Origin of the sequence: Agromyces sp. S2-1-8 (genome assembly GCF_021129215.1) — a bacterium.
Classification (GTDB): domain Bacteria; phylum Actinomycetota; class Actinomycetes; order Actinomycetales; family Microbacteriaceae; genus Agromyces; species Agromyces chromiiresistens.
Window position 1 is genome coordinate 1,174,758 of the sequence record NZ_JAJOLP010000001.1, and the last position, 15,879, is coordinate 1,190,636.

General features: G+C 73.6%; 14 protein-coding genes. 9 read left to right on the forward strand and 5 right to left on the reverse strand.

Going from position 1 to position 15,879, the window contains the following annotated elements:
• Entirely contained in the window at window positions 1-2,328 is a 2,328-nt protein-coding gene (locus tag LR269_RS05375; protein WP_231429739.1) for an FdhF/YdeP family oxidoreductase, read from the reverse strand.
• Window positions 2,325-3,290: a formate dehydrogenase accessory sulfurtransferase FdhD gene (gene fdhD, locus LR269_RS05380; RefSeq protein ID WP_231429740.1), complete on the reverse strand. Its 966-nt coding sequence runs from the start codon at window positions 3,288-3,290 to the stop codon at window positions 2,325-2,327. The genes LR269_RS05375 and fdhD overlap by 4 nt, the downstream gene beginning before the upstream one ends.
• Window positions 3,291-3,428: 138 nt before the next feature.
• Here fdhD and LR269_RS05385 point away from each other — a divergent pair, with 138 nt between their 5' ends.
• Genes LR269_RS05385 through LR269_RS05395 form a run of 3 tightly spaced genes read left to right on the forward strand, consistent with a single transcriptional unit; the run spans window position 3,429 to window position 5,559 of the window.
• Window positions 3,429-4,112 carry a molybdenum cofactor guanylyltransferase gene (locus tag LR269_RS05385; RefSeq protein ID WP_231429741.1) on the forward strand — a complete coding sequence of 228 codons (684 nt, stop codon included), beginning with the start codon at window positions 3,429-3,431 and terminating at the stop codon, window positions 4,110-4,112.
• On the forward strand, window positions 4,109-4,378 hold the full coding sequence (locus LR269_RS05390; protein WP_231429742.1) for a DUF6457 domain-containing protein: 270 nt from the start codon (window positions 4,109-4,111) through the stop codon (window positions 4,376-4,378). The genes LR269_RS05385 and LR269_RS05390 overlap by 4 nt, the downstream gene beginning before the upstream one ends.
• The gene (locus LR269_RS05395; protein ID WP_231429743.1) at window positions 4,375-5,559 is read left to right on the forward strand and encodes a molybdopterin-binding protein; all 1,185 of its coding nucleotides are present in this window, start codon (window positions 4,375-4,377) and stop codon (window positions 5,557-5,559) included. Before LR269_RS05390 ends, LR269_RS05395 begins: the two co-directional genes overlap by 4 nt.
• A gap of 224 nt (window positions 5,560-5,783) precedes the next feature.
• Here the strand turns inward: LR269_RS05395 and LR269_RS05400 are convergent, their stop codons facing one another.
• Window positions 5,784-8,141, reverse strand: coding sequence for a copper-translocating P-type ATPase (locus tag LR269_RS05400; protein ID WP_231429744.1), 2,358 nt, complete (start codon window positions 8,139-8,141; stop codon window positions 5,784-5,786).
• Window positions 8,142-8,295: 154 nt separating this feature from the next.
• Here LR269_RS05400 and LR269_RS05405 point away from each other — a divergent pair, with 154 nt between their 5' ends.
• The 6 genes from LR269_RS05405 to LR269_RS05430 all read left to right on the forward strand — a co-directional run bounded on the left by LR269_RS05405 (window position 8,296) and on the right by LR269_RS05430 (window position 12,697).
• Complete coding sequence (locus tag LR269_RS05405) at window positions 8,296-9,309, forward strand: NAD-dependent epimerase/dehydratase family protein (RefSeq protein WP_231429745.1); 1,014 nt, start codon at window positions 8,296-8,298, stop codon at window positions 9,307-9,309.
• Between the two features lie 227 nt (window positions 9,310-9,536).
• Window positions 9,537-10,469, forward strand: coding sequence for an arginase family protein (locus tag LR269_RS05410; protein WP_231429746.1), 933 nt, complete (start codon window positions 9,537-9,539; stop codon window positions 10,467-10,469).
• 110 nt (window positions 10,470-10,579) lie between these two features.
• Window positions 10,580-11,170 (forward strand): sulfite oxidase-like oxidoreductase, encoded by a 591-nt coding sequence (locus LR269_RS05415; RefSeq protein ID WP_231429747.1) that lies wholly within the window; start codon window positions 10,580-10,582, stop codon window positions 11,168-11,170.
• Window positions 11,167-11,934, forward strand: a complete 768-nt coding sequence (locus LR269_RS05420; protein ID WP_231429748.1) for a ferredoxin reductase — start codon at window positions 11,167-11,169, stop codon at window positions 11,932-11,934. The genes LR269_RS05415 and LR269_RS05420 overlap by 4 nt, the downstream gene beginning before the upstream one ends.
• Entirely contained in the window at window positions 11,934-12,206 is a 273-nt protein-coding gene (locus tag LR269_RS05425; RefSeq protein WP_231429749.1) for a DUF6510 family protein, read from the forward strand. The genes LR269_RS05420 and LR269_RS05425 overlap by 1 nt, the downstream gene beginning before the upstream one ends.
• The gene (locus LR269_RS05430) at window positions 12,203-12,697 is read left to right on the forward strand and encodes a histidine phosphatase family protein (RefSeq protein WP_231429750.1); all 495 of its coding nucleotides are present in this window, start codon (window positions 12,203-12,205) and stop codon (window positions 12,695-12,697) included. Before LR269_RS05425 ends, LR269_RS05430 begins: the two co-directional genes overlap by 4 nt.
• Window positions 12,698-12,777: 80 nt before the next feature.
• On the opposite strand, the gene hutI is transcribed toward LR269_RS05430, so the two are convergent.
• Entirely contained in the window at window positions 12,778-14,001 is a 1,224-nt protein-coding gene (hutI, locus tag LR269_RS05435) for an imidazolonepropionase (protein ID WP_231429751.1), read from the reverse strand.
• A 130-nt stretch (window positions 14,002-14,131) separates the two neighbouring features.
• Window positions 14,132-15,859, reverse strand: coding sequence for a urocanate hydratase (locus tag LR269_RS05440; protein WP_231429752.1), 1,728 nt, complete (start codon window positions 15,857-15,859; stop codon window positions 14,132-14,134).
• Window positions 15,860-15,879: the final 20 nt, after the last annotated feature.

Below are 15,879 nucleotides of genomic sequence, written 5' to 3' on the forward strand. Positions count from 1 at the left end.
TCAGCCTGCGACCGGCTCGAGGCGCACGATGACGGCCTTCGAGACGGGGGTGTTGCTGCCGTCGGCGGCGCTCTCGAGGGGCACGAGCACGTTCGCCTCGGGATAGTAGGCGGCGGCGCAGCCGCGCGCGGTCGGGTACGCGACGAGGCGCTGGGCGGGCAGCACCCGGTCGGCCTGGCCGGGCCACTCGCTCACGACGTCGACGCGCTGCCCGTCGGCGAGTCCGAGCTCGGCGAGATCGTCGGGGTGCACGAACACGACGTCGCGGCCCTTCCTGATGCCGCGGTAGCGGTCGTTCAGGCTGTAGATCGTCGTGTTGAACTGGTCGTGCGAGCGAAGCGTCTGCAGGATGAGCCGGCCGGCCGGCCGTTCGAGGTGCTCGAGCTCGTTGACCGTGATCTGCGCCCTGCCCGTCGGGGTGTCGAACCGGCGCACCCGCGGTGAGATGGGCAGTTCGAAGCCGTTCTTCCTGCGGACGTCGTCGTTGTAGCGCTCGAATCCCGGCACGACGCGCGAGATCCGGTCGCGGATGAGGTCGTAGTCGCGCTCGAATTCGGACCAGGGGATGTCGGGCGCCTCGAGACGCTCCGCTCCAGCGGAGGCACCGGTGCCGCCGAGCGTCGCCTGCGCCATGCGGCACACGACCGCGACCTCCGAGAGCAGGCCCGGCGCCACCGGCGGGATCGCGCCGTGGCTGCCGTGCACCGAGCACACCGTGTCCTCGACCGAGACGAACTGCGGAACGCCGCCCTGCAGGTCGACCTCGGTGCGGCCGAGCACGGGCAGGATGAGCGCCTCCTCGCCCGTGACGACGTGCGAGCGGTTGAGCTTGGTCGACACCTGCACGGTGAGCTTCGCCCGCCGCATGGCCTGCTCCGCGACCTCCGTGTCGGAGATGGCGGCGACGAAGTTGCCGGCCATCGCGACGAACACGTCGATCTCGCCGTCGCGCAGCCCCTGCACGGTCTTCACCGCGTCGCGGCCGTGCTCGCGCGGCACGGGGAATCCGAACTCGGCCTCGAGGGCGGCGAGGAAGCGCTCGGGCATCTGCTCCCAGATGCCCATCGTGCGGTCGCCCTGCACGTTGCTGTGCCCGCGGATCGGGGCCGCGCCGGCGCCCGGCTTGCCCATGTTGCCGCGCAGGAGCAGGAGGTTGACGATCTCCTTGATGGTGTCGACCGACTTCTTCTGCTGGGTGAGGCCCATCGCCCACGTGACGATCACCCGGTCGGCCGCGAGGTACGCGTCGGCGAGCTCGTCGATCTCGGCCGAGCTGATGCCGGTCGCCGCGAGCACCTCCGCCTCGTCGAGGCCGGCCAGGTGCGTGCGGAAGTCGGCGAGCCCATCGGTGCAGGCGGCGAGGAACTCGTGGTCGAGCACGGTGCCGGGCGAGGCGTCCTCGGCGTCGAGCACCCGCTTCGAGACCGCCTGCAGCAGCGCCATGTCGCCGCCGGAGCGGATCTGGATGAACTGGTCGGCGAGCTTCGTGCCGCGTCCGATGACGCCGCGCGGTCGCTGCGGGTTCTTGTAGCGCATGAGCCCGGCCTCGGGTAGCACGTTGACCGCGACGATGCGCCCGCCGCGCCGCTTCTGGTCCTCGAGCGCCGAGAGCATGCGCGGATGGTTCGTGCCCGGGTTCTGCCCCATCACGATGATGAGGTCGGCCTGCTCGAAGTCGTCGTAGACGACGGTCGCCTTGCCGACGCCGATCGACTCGGTGAGCGCGGTGCCGGATGACTCGTGGCACATGTTCGAGCAGTCGGGCAGGTTGTTCGTGCCGTAGGCGCGCACGAACAGCTGGTAGAGGAACGCGGCCTCGTTCGACACCCGGCCGCTCGTGTAGAACGCGGCCCGGTCTGGGCTCTCGAGTGCACCCAGGCGCTCGCCGATGAGCGCGAACGCGGCCTCCCACGAGATCGGCTCGTAGTGGTCGGAGCCGGCCGGCTTGTGGACGGGCTCGACGAGCCGGCCCTGCTGGCCGAGCCAGTACTCGCTCCTGTCGAGCAGCGAGGTCAACGAGTGCTCGGCCCAGAACGAGGTCGGCACGGTGACGGGCGTCGCCTCCCACGTGACGGCCTTCATGCCGTTCTCGCAGAACTCGAGCGTGTGCCGGTGCTCGGGCGGGTCGGCCCAGGCGCAGCTCATGCAGTCGAAGCCGCCGTCCTGGTTGATCGTGAGCGACAGCTTCGCCGTTCGGCCGAGGCCCATGTCGTCGAGCGCGGGAACCATCGCGTGCACGATGGCGGGCACGCCGACCGCGGCGTCCTCCAGGTGCCCGACGTGGAGGTCGGGGTAGGGGTCGGTCGCGCGCTGTTCGTTCACGGTCACCTCGGCTGTGTGGGTGCGGGCACGCGGGCGGGCTCGCCCGGGCGGTCGGGTGCGGTCGCGCGGCCGTGCCTGCCGCCGCGGTCGGGTCGGGCGCTGCGGGATGCCGCGGCCGAGGCATCCGGGCGAGCCGTCGCGGCCGGCTCGACCAGCCGGTCGGGTCGCGAGTACGCCACCAGCGACGGGTCGCGCACGAAGCCGAGGAGGGTCAGGCCGACCTCGTTCGCGAAGTCGACGGCGAGCGACGACGGCGCCGACACGGCCGAGAGCACCGGGATGCCGGCCATGCCCGCCTTCTGCACGAGCTCGAAGCTCGCGCGCCCCGAGACCTGCAGCACCATGCCGCGCAGGGGCAGCAGGCCTTCGCGGGCGGCCCACCCGACGACCTTGTCGACGGCGTTGTGGCGGCCCACGTCTTCGCGCACCACGAGCAGCTCGCCCGTTCGGCCGTCGAAGAGGGCCGCGGCGTGCAGGCCGCCGGTCTGGTCGAACACGTCCTGGGCGGCGCGCAGCCGGCCGGGCAGCGCGATGACGAGCTCGGGGTCGATGCGCACGGGGTCGTCGTCGACGGCGAAGGCCGAGCGCGTGCGCACCGCGTCGATGCTGGCCTTGCCGCAGACACCGCAAGCGCTCGTCGTGAGCCGGTCGCGGTGCAGCGAGGCGTGCGGTGGGGCGACCCCGGGGGCGAGCGTCACGTCGAGCACGTTGTAGGTGTTGACGCCGTCGGCGCCTGCGCAGTGGATCGCACCCGCGACGTCGGTGCCGTGCACCACGACGCCCTCGGAGACGAGATAGCCGATCGCCAGGTCGACGTCGTGGCCAGGCGTGCGCATCGTGACCGCGAGCTGCGACCCGCCGACCCGTATCTCGAGGGGCTCCTCGACGGCGAGCAGGTCGTCGCGCCGACTCACCGACCCGCCGACCGTGACGCGTGTGATCCGCTTCCTCGCGGTGATCCTGCCCATCCCTCCTTGGTATCAGCATCGGTGGCCCGCGCAAAGCGCCGGACGTCCACCGATTCAGATGCCCGGCATCACCGATCGAGATGCCCGCTTCGCCGGGATGCCGCAGCGCGCCCCCGCCCGACTGCCTAGCATGAACGCATGATCGAGCTCGGTGCCGTGGTGCTCATGGGCGGCCGTGCCTCACGGCTCGGCGGCATCGTCAAGGGCGACCTCGGCATCGACGGACGGACCCTGCTCGAACGCGCCGTCGACGCGGCGGCGCCCGCGGGGGAGATCGTCGTGGTCGGCGAGGCCGGACGATCGCGGTTGCCCGCCGCGGTCCTGGTCGTGCGCGAGGACCCGCCGTTCGGCGGCCCCGCCGCGGCCGTCGCCGCGGGGGTGCGCGCGCTGGGATCGGATGCCTCGGCCGTGCTGCTGCTCGCCGGCGACCTGCCGTTCGCGGCCGACGCGGTGCCGGGGCTGCTCGCGGAGTTCGGCGTGGTCGCGGGCCGCATGCGCGGGGCGGGCGACGCAGGTGGCGAGGGCCCCGGAATCGAGGGGGCCGAGCGCGGAGCGCGCGACGCGGCCGACGGGGTGCGGGCGGTCGATGCCGAGGGCCGGGCGCAGCACCTGCTGTGCGTCGTGCGGCGGCACCCGCTCGAACGGGCGATCGCCGAGCTCGAGGCGCGCGGGCCGCTCGAGGGCAGTTCGATGCGGTCCCTCCTCGCGCCGCTGCGATTCGTCGATCTCGGGGTGCCGGGGACTGCCACCATGGATGTGGACACCTGGGCCGACGCGGAATCCGTCGGCGCGACCGGTGCGACCCGAGGGGAGACCCCATGACCGCGAACGACGACGACCTCGACCGCACCCTGCAGGAGTGGGCCGACCGGGTGCGCGCCGAGCTCGACCTGCCCGACGTGCCGCTCGACGTGAACGCCGTGCTCGGCGTCGCCGGTGTCGCGGCGCACGCGGTCGTGCGGCCGGCCGCGCCGATCACCACGTACCTCGCCGGCTACGCCGCCGGCGTCGCCGCCGCGCGCGGCGCGGACCCCGAGGCGGCCGCTCGCGACGCGCTCGACCGGGTGCGACGGCTCGCGTCGTCGTGACGGTGCACCGGGCCGGGCTCGACCTCGTGACCGCGCGGGCGCGAGCCGCTGCCGCGGCGCCCGACCTCGTCGTCGAGGAGGTGCCGCTGGATGCCGCGATCGGCCGGGTGCTCGCGGGCGACCTCGTCACGCCGATCCCGCTGCCGCACTACACCTCGTCGGCGATGGACGGCTGGGCGGTGCGGGGTCCCGGCCCGTGGCGGGTCGTCGAGGCCGACACCGCGGCCGCCGCGCCGTCCTCCGAGACGGAGCTCGCTCCCGGCGGCGCCGTCGTCATCGTGACGGGTGGGCTCGTGCCCGCAGGCGCCGAGGCGGTCCTGCGGCGCGAGGCCGGTCGCGTCGTCGACGGGCGACTCGAAGCGGTCGGCGACCTCGGCCGGCGCGATGTCGCGGGCCGACGCCACCTCAGGGCGGCCGGCGCCGAGGCGAGGGCGGGGGAGGTCGTGCTGCCCGACGGAATGCCGCTGACCCCGCCGCGCATCGCACTCGCGGCCGCGACCGGTGTCGACCGCCTGGTCGTACGACGACGGCCGAGGGTCGCACTCGTGCTGACCGGGGACGAGGTCATCGAGTCGGGGGTGCCGGCGCCCGGGCGCGTACGAGACAGCTTCCGAACGATGCTGCCCGCGATGCTCGACGCCCTCGGTGCCGAGGTCGTGGCGGTGCACCGCGCGGGCGACGACCTCGCCGCGACCGAGACCGCCGTCACCGCCGACGCCGCCGACCTCGTCATGACGACGGGCGGCACCGGCGGGTCGGGCGTCGATGTCGTGCGCGCCGCCGTCGACGGGCTCGGCGCCGAGTGGCTCGTGCCGTCCGTCGCGATCCGCCCCGGCGGGCCGACCTTCCTCGCACGAGCCGGGGGCCGGCTCGTGCTCGGGCTCCCGGGCAACCCCCTCGCGGCCGTGCTCGGACTCGTCGCGGTCGGCGGCCCATTGCTCGAGCGCTGGACCGGAGTGGGGGAGGCGCTCACCGAGGTCGTCGTCTCGGAGGCCCTCGACGGCGCCCCCGGCGCGACGCGTCTCGTCCCGGTCATCGTCCGCGACGGCCGGGCAGCGCCCGCCGCGCACCTCGGCACGGGAATGCTGCGCGGCCTCGCCGACGCCGACGCGATCGCCGTCGTGCCGGCCGAGGGGGTCGCCGCCGAGGCATCCGCCCTCGCCCTTCGCCTGCCGTGGTGACGGCGCGCCCCGTCGGCGGGGCGACCGCCCGGGTGCACGCGGTTCGGGAGGAAGAACCGCCCGGCACGCCGCGGCGAGCGGGCGACACGCGGGGCCAGGCGCGGAAGTTCCGACCGAGCCGTTCTCCCGGAGGGACGCCCGGCGCCTGCGAGGGCCGGCCGAACGCGACCGTCCGGCCCGTCGACCGCTGATGCGGACGGCGGGCCGGACGGGCGACGGGAGGGTCAGCGCGTGCGCTCGAGGACCGCTCGCGTCGAGGCCTCGGGGCGCAGGTCGAGGCGGCGCAGCAGCTGCGCGTTCGCCGCGACGATGACGGTCGAGAGGCTCATCAGGATCGCGCCGACCGACATCGGCATCACGAACCCGATCGGGGCGAGCACGCCCGCAGCGAGCGGCACCGAGACGAGGTTGTAGCCGGCGGCCCACCAGAGGTTCTGGCTCATCTTGCGATAGCTCGCCCGCGACAGCTCGATCACCGAGAGCACCGAGCGCGGGTCGCTCGACGCGAGGATGACCCCGGCGGAGGCGATCGCGACGTCGGTGCCGGCGCCGATCGCGATGCCGACGTCGGCCTGGGCGAGCGCGGGCGCGTCGTTCACGCCGTCGCCGACCATCGCGACCGAGAGGCCCTCGCGCTGCAGCTCCTGCACCTTGGCGGACTTGTCTTCGGGACGGACCCCCGCGTAGACCCGGTCGATGCCGAGCTCGGCGGCGACCGTGCGGGCGACCGGCTCGGCGTCGCCCGTGATCATGACGACCTGCACGCCGAGCGCGTGCAGCGCGTCGACCGCCTCGCGCGACTCGGGACGGATCTCGTCGGCGAGGGCGATCGCACCCGCGACGACGCCGTCGATCACGACGTGCAGCACGGTCGCGCCGGCCTCGGCCCAGGGCACGGATGCCTCGAGCACGTCGAGGCCCTCGCGCCGGAGCAGCCCGGGGCCGCCCACCTGCACGACGCGGTCGCCGACCTTCGCGCGCACTCCGATGGCGGCCGATGCCTCGAACTCGGTCGCGCCGTACACGGCCAGGCCGCGGTGGAACGCGTCGGCGACGATCGCCTTCGCGAGCGGGTGCTCGGAGTCCATCTCGGCGGAGGCGGCATCGGCGAGCACGGCGTCGAGGTCGAAGCCGGGGGCCGCCGCGGCATCCGTGACGGCCGGCTCGCCCTTCGTGAGGGTGCCCGTCTTGTCGAAGAGCACCGCGCCGACCGTGCGCATCGTCTCGAGGGCGAGGCGGTCGGTCACGAGCACGCCGCCGCGGGCCGCGCGCTCGGTCGCGATCTGCACGACGAGCGGGATGGCGAGGCCGAGGGCGTGGGGGCACGCGATCACGAGCACCGTGATGGTGCGGACGACGGCGTCGTCGGGGTCGCCGAGCAGCGTCCAGGCGATCGCCGTGATGACGGCGGCGCCCAGCGCGAACCAGAACAGCCAGCCCGCGGCGCGGTCGGCGAGGCGCTGCGCGTGCGAGCTCGAGGCCTGCGCCTGCGCGACGAGGCGCTGGATCCCAGCGAGCGCGGTGTCGTCGCCGACCGCGCCGACCCGCACGCGGATCGCGGTGTCGGTCGCGACGGTGCCTGCGACGACGTGGTCGCCGGGGCCGCGACTCACCGTGGCCGACTCGCCCGTGATCATCGACTCGTCGATCGCCGCGGTGCCGTCGACCACCTCGCCGTCGGCCGGCACGCGCCCGCCGGGGCGCACGATCACGAGGTCGCCGACGCCCAGCTCGCTCGGGGCGACCGTCTCGGTCTCCGTGCCCGCCGAGCCCGTCGAAGGCTCGACCACCCGCTCGGCCTCATCGGGCAGGAGTGCGGCGAGGGCGTCGAGTGCGCTCGAGGCCTGCATGATCGAGCGCATCTCGATCCAGTGGCCGAGCAGCATGATCACGATGAGGAGCGCGAGCTCCCACCAGAAGTCGAGGTGATGGCTGACGAGCATGAGGCTCGCCGCGAGGCTCGCGAAGTAGGCGACCGTGATCGCGAGGCCGATGAGCAGCATCATGCCGGGCTTGCGGGCCTTGAGCTCCGACCAGGCGCCGGTGAGGAACGGCTTGCCGCCCCAGAAGTACATGACGGTGCCGAGCACCGGGGAGATCCACGGGACGATCGCGTTGTCGGGCAGCGAGTAGCCGAGGATCGAGGCGAACATCGGGCTGAACGCGATCGTGGGGATCGCGATGACGAGCATGATCCAGAACAGGCGGCGGAACTGGCCGACGTGATCGCCGTGGCCGCCGTGGCCGGACATGTCGTGCCCGGCGTGGCCGGCGTGCATGTCGTGGCCCGCGTGGGCGTCGCAGTGACCGGCGTGCGCGGCGTGGGGGGCCTCGGTCGCGGTGCTCGTGCCGTGGCCGGCGTGCATGTCGTGGCCTGAGTGCGGGTCGTGCCCTGCGTGGCCCTCGTGGCCTGAGTGGCCTGAGTGCGGGTCGTGCCCGGCGTGGCCCTCGTGCCCGGCGTGCGGATCGTGGGTCACGGCCGCGGCGCCCTCGGCGTGGCCCGCATGCTGCGCGTGGTGATGGCCTGCGTGGCCCTCGTGCGCGTCGTGCTCGGTGTGCGTCTCGTTCTGGCCGGCGCCCATCGCGTCCTCCTGTGGTCGTTCCCTCAGATTAATACCCCTAGGGGGTATCTGCAAGAGGGAACCGCAACCCGATTCCCACTATTCCGCATCGGAGTGCATCAGCGCTCGGCGAACACGATGGCGCCGTTCCGGGAAGGTCTGCTGTGATGGCGAGATGCAGATCCTGATCCTCGGTGGAACCCAATGGCTCGGTCGTGAGCTCGCCCGCGATGCGCTCCGGCGCGGACACGAGGTGACCTGCCTCGCGCGCGGCGAGGCGGGCGAGGTCGCACCCGGAGCACGGCTCGTCGTCGGCGACCGGTCGCGGGCCGACGCCTACGACGCGCTCGGCGACGCCGAGTGGGACGCCGTGATCGACGTCACGCGACAGCCGGGATTCGCGCGTCGCGCCGCCGCGGCGCTCGCCCAGCGGGCACGGCACTGGACGTTCATCTCATCGGGCAACGTGTACGCGCACCACGACGAACCGGGTGCCGACGAGACGGCTGAGCTCATGCCGCCCCTCGAACCCGACGAGTCGACGCCCGAGACCTACGGCGAGGCGAAGTCGGCGATCGAATCGGCCTACCGTGAGGCGCTCGGCGACCGGCTGCTCGTCATCCGGCCCGGCCTCATCGGCGGCCCGGGCGACGCCTCGGGCCGCACCGGTTACTGGGTCGCGCGCTCGGCGCGCGACGACGAGCCGATGCTCGTGCCCGACATCATGGATGCCTCGGCGCAGTTCATCGACGTGCGCGACCTCGTCGGCTGGACGATCGACTCCGTCGAGCGCGGGCTGACCGGTGCGTTCAACGCGGTCGGCGATCGCTCGACGTTCGGTGCGTTCCTCGACGCGTCGCGGTCGGTCGGCGGTCACCGCGGCGAGGTGCTGTCCGCACCCAGCGCGTGGCTCGAGCGGCAGGGCGTCGCCGAGTGGTCGGGCGAGGAGTCGCTGCCGCTCTGGATCATCGCTCCGACGTGGGCGTCGTTCCAGGATCGTTCGAACGCCGCGGCCCGTGCCGAGGGCCTCGAGCTGCGCCCGGTCGAGGAGACGCTCGCCGACCTGCTCGCATGGGAGCGCGAACAGGGACTGGATCGGTCGCGCGGTGCCGGACTCAGCGCCGCACGCGAGCGCGAGCTCGTCGCGGTGCTGCGTGCCGAGCGAGCGGATCGGCTCGTCGAGGAGTGAACCGGCGGGGCGCACTCGAGTACGGGTGCGCCGCGCCGCTCGTCCCGTCTCGAGGCTGGGAGCGACGGGCGCTCGACGACGGGGCTCGAGGGGCGCATCGCCCCGCCGGCGTGCGCGTCTTCCCGACGGGTCGGGCCTCCCGCCCTGCGGCCGGGCCGTCTGGGATGACAGACGGCGTGACCGCGCGAGGGCTGGGCGCGGACGCGGCCGACTCGTAGCGTGGGGGCATGGCCGACGTCGCACTCTCGAACGATCCCCTCTGGCCCCGCGCGGGAGACTGGCCCGCGCCCGAGTCGCTCGCGCCCGAGGCATCCGCTCGCCTCGCCCTGCTCGGCGTGCCGGCGTGGCGCACCTCGCTCTCGCCGACCGACGCGCACACGACCCCCGCCGCCGTTCGCCAGGCGCTGCGCCGATACAGCCCGGCGCTCGTGCCGAGCCGGCAGGAGGGCCGCGACGCCGTCGACCTCGGTGAGCAGGCCGTCGTCGACGCCGGCGACATCGTCGAGCCCGACGGCCCCGAGGGGGAGACGCGCACGCGCGCCCGGGTCGCCGAACTGCTCGAGCGCGCCGAGACCGTCATGGCGCTCGGCGGCGACAACTCGGTGACGGTCGCGACCGCGCTCGGCGCCTACGGCGACCGGCTCGACACCGCCGGCCTCATCACGATCGATGCGCACTACGACCTGCGCGACGGCGTCTCGAACGGGTCGCCCGTGCGCCGCCTCGTCGAGGCGGGCCTCGATCCGCGACGCATCGTGCAGATCGGCATCGCCGACTTCGCGAACTCCGCCGTGTACGCACGCCGCGCCGCCGAGCTCGGCATCACCGTCGTCCACCGCGACGAACTGCACGGCCGCCGGCCCGCCGATGTCATGGCCGAGGCGCTCGAGATCGCCGGCGCCGCGGGCGGCCCGGTGCACCTCGACATCGACGTCGACGCCTGCGACCGCTCGGTCGTGCCCGGATGCCCCGCGTCGATGCCCGGCGGACTCGCCGCGTGGGAGCTGCGCGCCCTCGTGCGCGCCGCGGGCGGCGATGCCCGCGTCGTCAGCGCCGACCTCGCCGAGGTCGACGCGAGCGCCGACGCACCCGACGGCCGCACGGTGCGGCTCACGGCGCTCTGCGTGCTCGAGTTCCTCGCCGGCGTGGCCTCGCGCTGAGCGGGCCGGCGTCGCCCGACATCCGGCCGTAGCGCGTCGCGCCGAGGAGTGACAGGCTGAGCCTGTACTCGACCGCCGCGCGGGCGGCGGTTCCCTCGAAGGGAGTCGCGATGTCGTTCATCACCCGGGGCTTCACCGGCCGCAGCCGAGAGCGCGACGATCGGCTGCCGCCGGGGCAGACGCTCGTGCACGACTTCCCGGTGCTGTCGGCCGGGCCGACCCCCGAGGTCGACACCGCCGACTGGGAGTTCACGATCCGCACCGAACACGGCGGCCGGCGGTGGAGCTGGGACGAGTTCATGCAGCTCGAGATCGAGGATGTCACGACCGACATCCATTGCGTCACGCACTGGTCGAAGCTCGGCACGAACTGGCGCGGTGTCTCGCTCGACACCCTGTTCGCCGAGGTCGAGACCGAGTACGACTACGTGATGGCGCACAGCTACGGCGGCTACACGACGAACGTGCCCCTCGAGGAGCTGCTCGGCGGCAGGGCCTGGGTGGCCTTCGAGTTCGACGGCGAGCCGTTGGACCCCGAGCACGGCGGCCCGGCCCGGCTGCTCGTGCCGCACCTGTACTTCTGGAAGAGCGCGAAATGGGTGCGCGGGCTCGAGCTCATGCCCACCGACGACCCCGGATTCTGGGAGCAGAACGGCTACCACCTCCACGGCGACCCGTGGAAGGAGGAGCGCTACTGGTGAGCGAGGTGCAGCAGCTCCAGGCGGCGCCCCGCACCGCGTGGCACGTCGCCGAGGTCACCGAGACGCGGCGCGAGACGCCCACGGCCGCGCGCATCTCGCTCGACGTCGTGGGCTGGCCGGGCAACCTCGCCGGCCAGCACCTCGACGTGCGCCTCACCGCCCCCGACGGGTACACCGCGACCCGCTCGTACTCGATCGCCTCGTCGGGCGACGGCGAGCGGGTGGTGCTCGCGGTGGATCGGCTGCCCGACGGCGAGGTCTCTCCGTTCCTCGTCGACGAACTGCGCGCCGGCGACCGGCTCGAGGTGCACGGCCCGCTCGGTGCGTTCTTCGTCTGGCGGCCCCCGGCCTCCGGCGCGGTCGGGCGACCCGTGCAGCTCATCGCGGGCGGTTCGGGCGTCGTCCCGCTCGTCGCCATCGCCCGCGCGCATGCCGACGCGGGCGATGCCACGCCGTTCCGCCTGCTCTACTCGGTGCGCACGCCCGACGACGTCTTCTTCGCCGCCGAGCTCGAGGCGGCGCGGCGCGGGCCGGCGCCGCTCGAGGTCGAGTTCGTCTACACGCGGAGCGCCCCCGACGGCTCGGGCGGCCCCGTCGGCCGGATCACGCGCGAGCGCCTGGCGGCCGCGGTGATCGGGGCCGATGCCGCGCCGATCGTCTACGTGTGCGGGTCGACCGGGTTCGTCGAGCGCGTCGCCGCGTGGTTGATCGAGCTCGGCCACGACCAGGCGGCCATCCGCACCGAGCGTTACGGAGGAACCTGATGCAGCACTTCGACGGCAATCTGCTCGCGGGCCCGCTCGCCGAGGTGTTCGCGTTCGACCCGACGACGGCGCGGGCGCGCTGCAACGGCTGCGGGGCCGTCGCCGAGCTCGCGACCGCCCTCGTCTACCGCAGCGGCGCGGGCAGCGTCGCCCGCTGCCGAGGCTGCGGCGCCGTGCTGCTCAGCCTCGTCGAGGGCGACGGCCGCCGCTTCGTCAACTTCACCGGCACCGGCGCGATCGAGATCACCACGGCAGGAAGGGACGACGCATGAAGACGCTCTACCTCGTGCGACATGCCAAGTCGGACTGGGGAGACCCGTTGCTCGAGGACCACGACCGTCCGCTCAACGAACGCGGCCTGCGCGACGCCCCGGCGATGGGGCACCGCCTCGCCGAGCGGGGCGTGAACCCCGACCGCATCGTGACGAGCACCGCCGTGCGCGCTCGCAGCACCGCTCGGCTCCTCGCACGGACCCTCGGCATCGGCGACGACCACGTCGTCGAGGACGACCGGCTCTACGGGGCGACGGCGTCCCGCATCCTGAACATCGCCTCGGGGCTCGACGACGCCATCGGCACGGCGATGCTCGTCGGACACAATCCGGGCATGAGCGACGCCGTCGGCGAGCTCACCGGCGAGTGGGTCGAGCTGCCGACGTGCGCGGTCGTCGAGTGCCTGGTCGACGTCGACTCATGGGCCGAGCTCATCGAGGGCACGGGCGACCTGGCAGCGGTCGACACGCCCAAGGGCCAGCTCCGCTGACATCGGGGTGCCCGCGCGATCCGGCGAGCGGTCGACGGCCGGGATGACTCGCGCCGACGCGCCGGGCCCGCCGGCGCGGCTCAGGCGATCGGTGCGCCGGCGGCCCAGACACGGCGCACGATGGGCACGCCGGGGCGGTATGCGAGGTGCAGGTAGCTGGGGGCGTCGAGCTCGACGAGGTCGGCGCGCATGCCTGGGCGGAGCGCGCCGACGTCGGAACGGCGCAACGCCTTCGCACCGGCGGCCGTCGAGGCCCAGAGCGCCTCGGCAGGGGTCATGTTCATGTCACGCACTGCGACCGCGATGCAGAACGGCATCGAGCTCGTGAAGCACGACCCCGGGTTGCAGTCGCTCGCGAGCGCCACCGTCACCCCGGCCTCGATGAGCCTGCGCGCATCGGGGTACGGCTGCCGGGTCGAGAACTCGACGCCCGGCAGGAGCGTCGCGACGGTGTCGGACGAGGCAAGCGCCGCGACATCCTCGTCGCTCAGGAAGGTGCAGTGGTCGACCGAGGCGGCGCCGAGCTCGACCGCGAGGCGGACGCCGCCGCCCTCGCCGAGCTGGTTGCCGTGCACGCGGATGCCGAGCCCGGCGTCGCGTCCGGCCTCGAGCACCCGGCGCGACTGTTCGGGCGAGAACGCGCCCCGCTCGCAGAAGGCGTCGATCCAGCGCGAGTGCGGCGCGCACGCGTCGAGCATCTCGCCGATGACGACGTCGACGTAGGCATCGCCCGCCGCGACGGGGTCGCCGTCGAAGCGCGGGTCCTCGCGGAACTCGAACGGCACGACGTGCGCACCGAGGAAGGTGACCTCTGAGGTGACCTCGCGGGCGAGGCGTACGAGGCGCTCCTCGTCGGCGACGCTGAGCCCGTAGCCCGACTTCACCTCGAACGTCGTCGTGCCCTGCGCGTGCAGCTCGGCGACGAAGCCCGTGAGCCGGGCGCGCAGCTCGTCGTCGGTCGCGGCGCGGGTGGCGGCGACGGTCGACCTGATGCCGCCCGCCTCGTAACGGCGCCCGGCCATGCGGGCGGCGAACTCCTCGGCGCGGTCGCCGCCGAACACGAGGTGCGTGTGGCTGTCGACGAAGCCTGGGATGACGGCGCGCCCGCCCGCGTCGACGAGCTCGACGCCCGACTCGGGCGTGTGGGCGGATGCATCGGCGGCGGCGCCGACCCAGGTCACTTCGCCGTGCTCGACGAGCACTGCGGCGTCGCGCACGATGCCGAGGGGGCCGCCCTCGCGGCCGGGCTGCTCGTCATTGGTGACGAGCTCGCCGATGTTCGTGATGAGCGTGGCCCGAGGCATCCTGGTCGCCTTTCGATCGTCGTGCTGAGTTCGAGTCTCTCAATCGAGCGGGCGATCTCGGCGGCGCGATCGCGGTGCGATGCGCTGGGATCGCCCACTCGACGGAGGAGGGGAGCGGAGGAGGAGCCGCTCAGCCCTCGAGCATCGGCACGTCGACGCCGCGCTCGCGCGCGACCTCGATCGCCCGCTCGTAGCCGGCGTCGACGTGACGGATCACGCCCATGCCGGGGTCGTTCGTGAGCAGCGCCGTGAGCTTCGCCGCGGCGAGCTCGGTGCCGTCGGCGACGGAGACCTGGCCCGCGTGGATCGAGCGGCCGATGCCGACGCCGCCGCCGTGGTGGATCGACACCCAGGTCGCGCCCGACGACGCGGCGGTGAGGGCGTTGAGGAGGGGCCAGTCGGCGATCGCGTCGGAGCCGTCCTTCATGGCCTCGGTCTCGCGGTACGGCGAGGCGACCGAGCCCGAGTCGAGGTGGTCGCGGCCGATCACGATCGGCGCCTTCACCTTGCCTTCGGCGACGAGCCGGTTGAAGAGCAGGCCGGCCTTGTGGCGCTCGCCGTAGCCGAGCCAGCAGATGCGGGCGGGCAGGCCCTCGAACTCCACGCGCTCGGCGGCGGCGTCGAGCCACTTGTGCAGGTGCGCGTTCTCGGGGAACAGCTCCTTGATCGCCTCGTCGGTGACGCGGATGTCCTCGGGGTCGCCCGAGAGCGCGACCCAGCGGAACGGCCCGAGGCCCTCGCAGAACAGGGGACGGATGTACGCCGGCACGAAGCCCGGGAACTCGAACGCGCGGTCGTAGCCGCCCTTGCGCGCCTCGTCGCGGATCGAGTTGCCGTAGTCGAAGACCTCGGCGCCGGCGTCCTGGAACTCGACCATGGCCTGCACGTGGTGCGCCATCGACGTCTGCGCCTTGCGGGTGAAGCCCTCGGGGTCGTCCTGCGCGGCCTGCTTCCAGTCGGCGACCGAGATGCCCTCGGGCAGGTAGGCGAGCGGGTCGTGCGCGCTCGTCTGGTCGGTGACGACGTCGACGGTCAGCTCGCCCGCGCGGTGGCGGCGCAGGATCTCGGGGAAGACCTCGGCGGCGTTGCCGACGTAGCCGACCGACCAGCCGCGGCGCTCCTCCTTGGCCTTCAGCACCTTGGCGATCGCGGTGTCGAGGTCGGTCTCGACCTCGTCGAGGTAGCGCTTGCCGGCGCGTCGGCGCAGGCGCGTCTCGTCGACGTCGACGATGAGGCAGGCGCCGTCGTTGAGGGTGACGGCGAGGGGCTGGGCACCGCCCATGCCGCCGCAGCCGCCGGTGAGGGTCAGCGTGCCGGCGAGGGGACCCTCGCCGTCGCGAGCCGCCGCACCGCCGAGCGCGCTGCCGCGCCCCTCGCGCTTGAGCTTCTCGCCCACGGCCGCGAAGGTCTCGTAGGTGCCCTGCAGGATGCCCTGCGAGCCGATGTAGATCCACGAGCCGGCGGTCATCTGGCCGTACATCGTGAGGCCCTCGGCCTCGAGGCGGCGGAACTCGGGCCACGTCGCCCAGTCGCCGACGAGGTTCGAGTTCGCGATGAGCACGCGGGGGGCCCACACGTTGGTGCGGAAGACGCCGACGGGCTTGCCCGACTGCACGAGCAGGGTCTCGTCGGCCTCGAGGCGCTCGAGCGTCTTCGTGATGGCGTCGAACGCCTCCCAGTTGCGGGCGGCCTTGCCCGTGCCGCCGTAGACGACGAGGTCCTCGGGGTGTTCGGCGACCTCGGGGTCGAGGTTGTTCATGAGCATGCGCAGCGGCGCCTCGGTCTGCCAGCTCTTCGCGGAGAGCTCGGTGCCGCGAGGCGCGCGGACGGTGCGCGTGGTGGTCGTTGCGTCGGTCATGATTCGATGGTCGCGCACGT

What these genes read in the sequence shown, in the direction of transcription:
- fdhD (WP_231429740.1), bottom strand. Translation starts at nt 3,290, where the DNA reads ATGGGCAGGATCACCGCGAGGAAGCGGATCACACGCGTCACGGTCGGC.
- LR269_RS05385 (WP_231429741.1), top strand. Translation starts at nt 3,429, where the DNA reads ATGATCGAGCTCGGTGCCGTGGTGCTCATGGGCGGCCGTGCCTCACGG.
- LR269_RS05390 (WP_231429742.1), top strand. Translation starts at nt 4,109, where the DNA reads ATGACCGCGAACGACGACGACCTCGACCGCACCCTGCAGGAGTGGGCC.
- LR269_RS05400 (WP_231429744.1), bottom strand. Translation starts at nt 8,141, where the DNA reads ATGGGCGCCGGCCAGAACGAGACGCACACCGAGCACGACGCGCACGAG.
- LR269_RS05405 (WP_231429745.1), top strand. Translation starts at nt 8,296, where the DNA reads ATGCAGATCCTGATCCTCGGTGGAACCCAATGGCTCGGTCGTGAGCTC.
- LR269_RS05410 (WP_231429746.1), top strand. Translation starts at nt 9,537, where the DNA reads ATGGCCGACGTCGCACTCTCGAACGATCCCCTCTGGCCCCGCGCGGGA.
- LR269_RS05415 (WP_231429747.1), top strand. Translation starts at nt 10,580, where the DNA reads ATGTCGTTCATCACCCGGGGCTTCACCGGCCGCAGCCGAGAGCGCGAC.
- LR269_RS05425 (WP_231429749.1), top strand. Translation starts at nt 11,934, where the DNA reads ATGCAGCACTTCGACGGCAATCTGCTCGCGGGCCCGCTCGCCGAGGTG.
- LR269_RS05430 (WP_231429750.1), top strand. Translation starts at nt 12,203, where the DNA reads ATGAAGACGCTCTACCTCGTGCGACATGCCAAGTCGGACTGGGGAGAC.
- hutI (WP_231429751.1), bottom strand. Translation starts at nt 14,001, where the DNA reads ATGCCTCGGGCCACGCTCATCACGAACATCGGCGAGCTCGTCACCAAT.
- LR269_RS05440 (WP_231429752.1), bottom strand. Translation starts at nt 15,859, where the DNA reads ATGACCGACGCAACGACCACCACGCGCACCGTCCGCGCGCCTCGCGGC.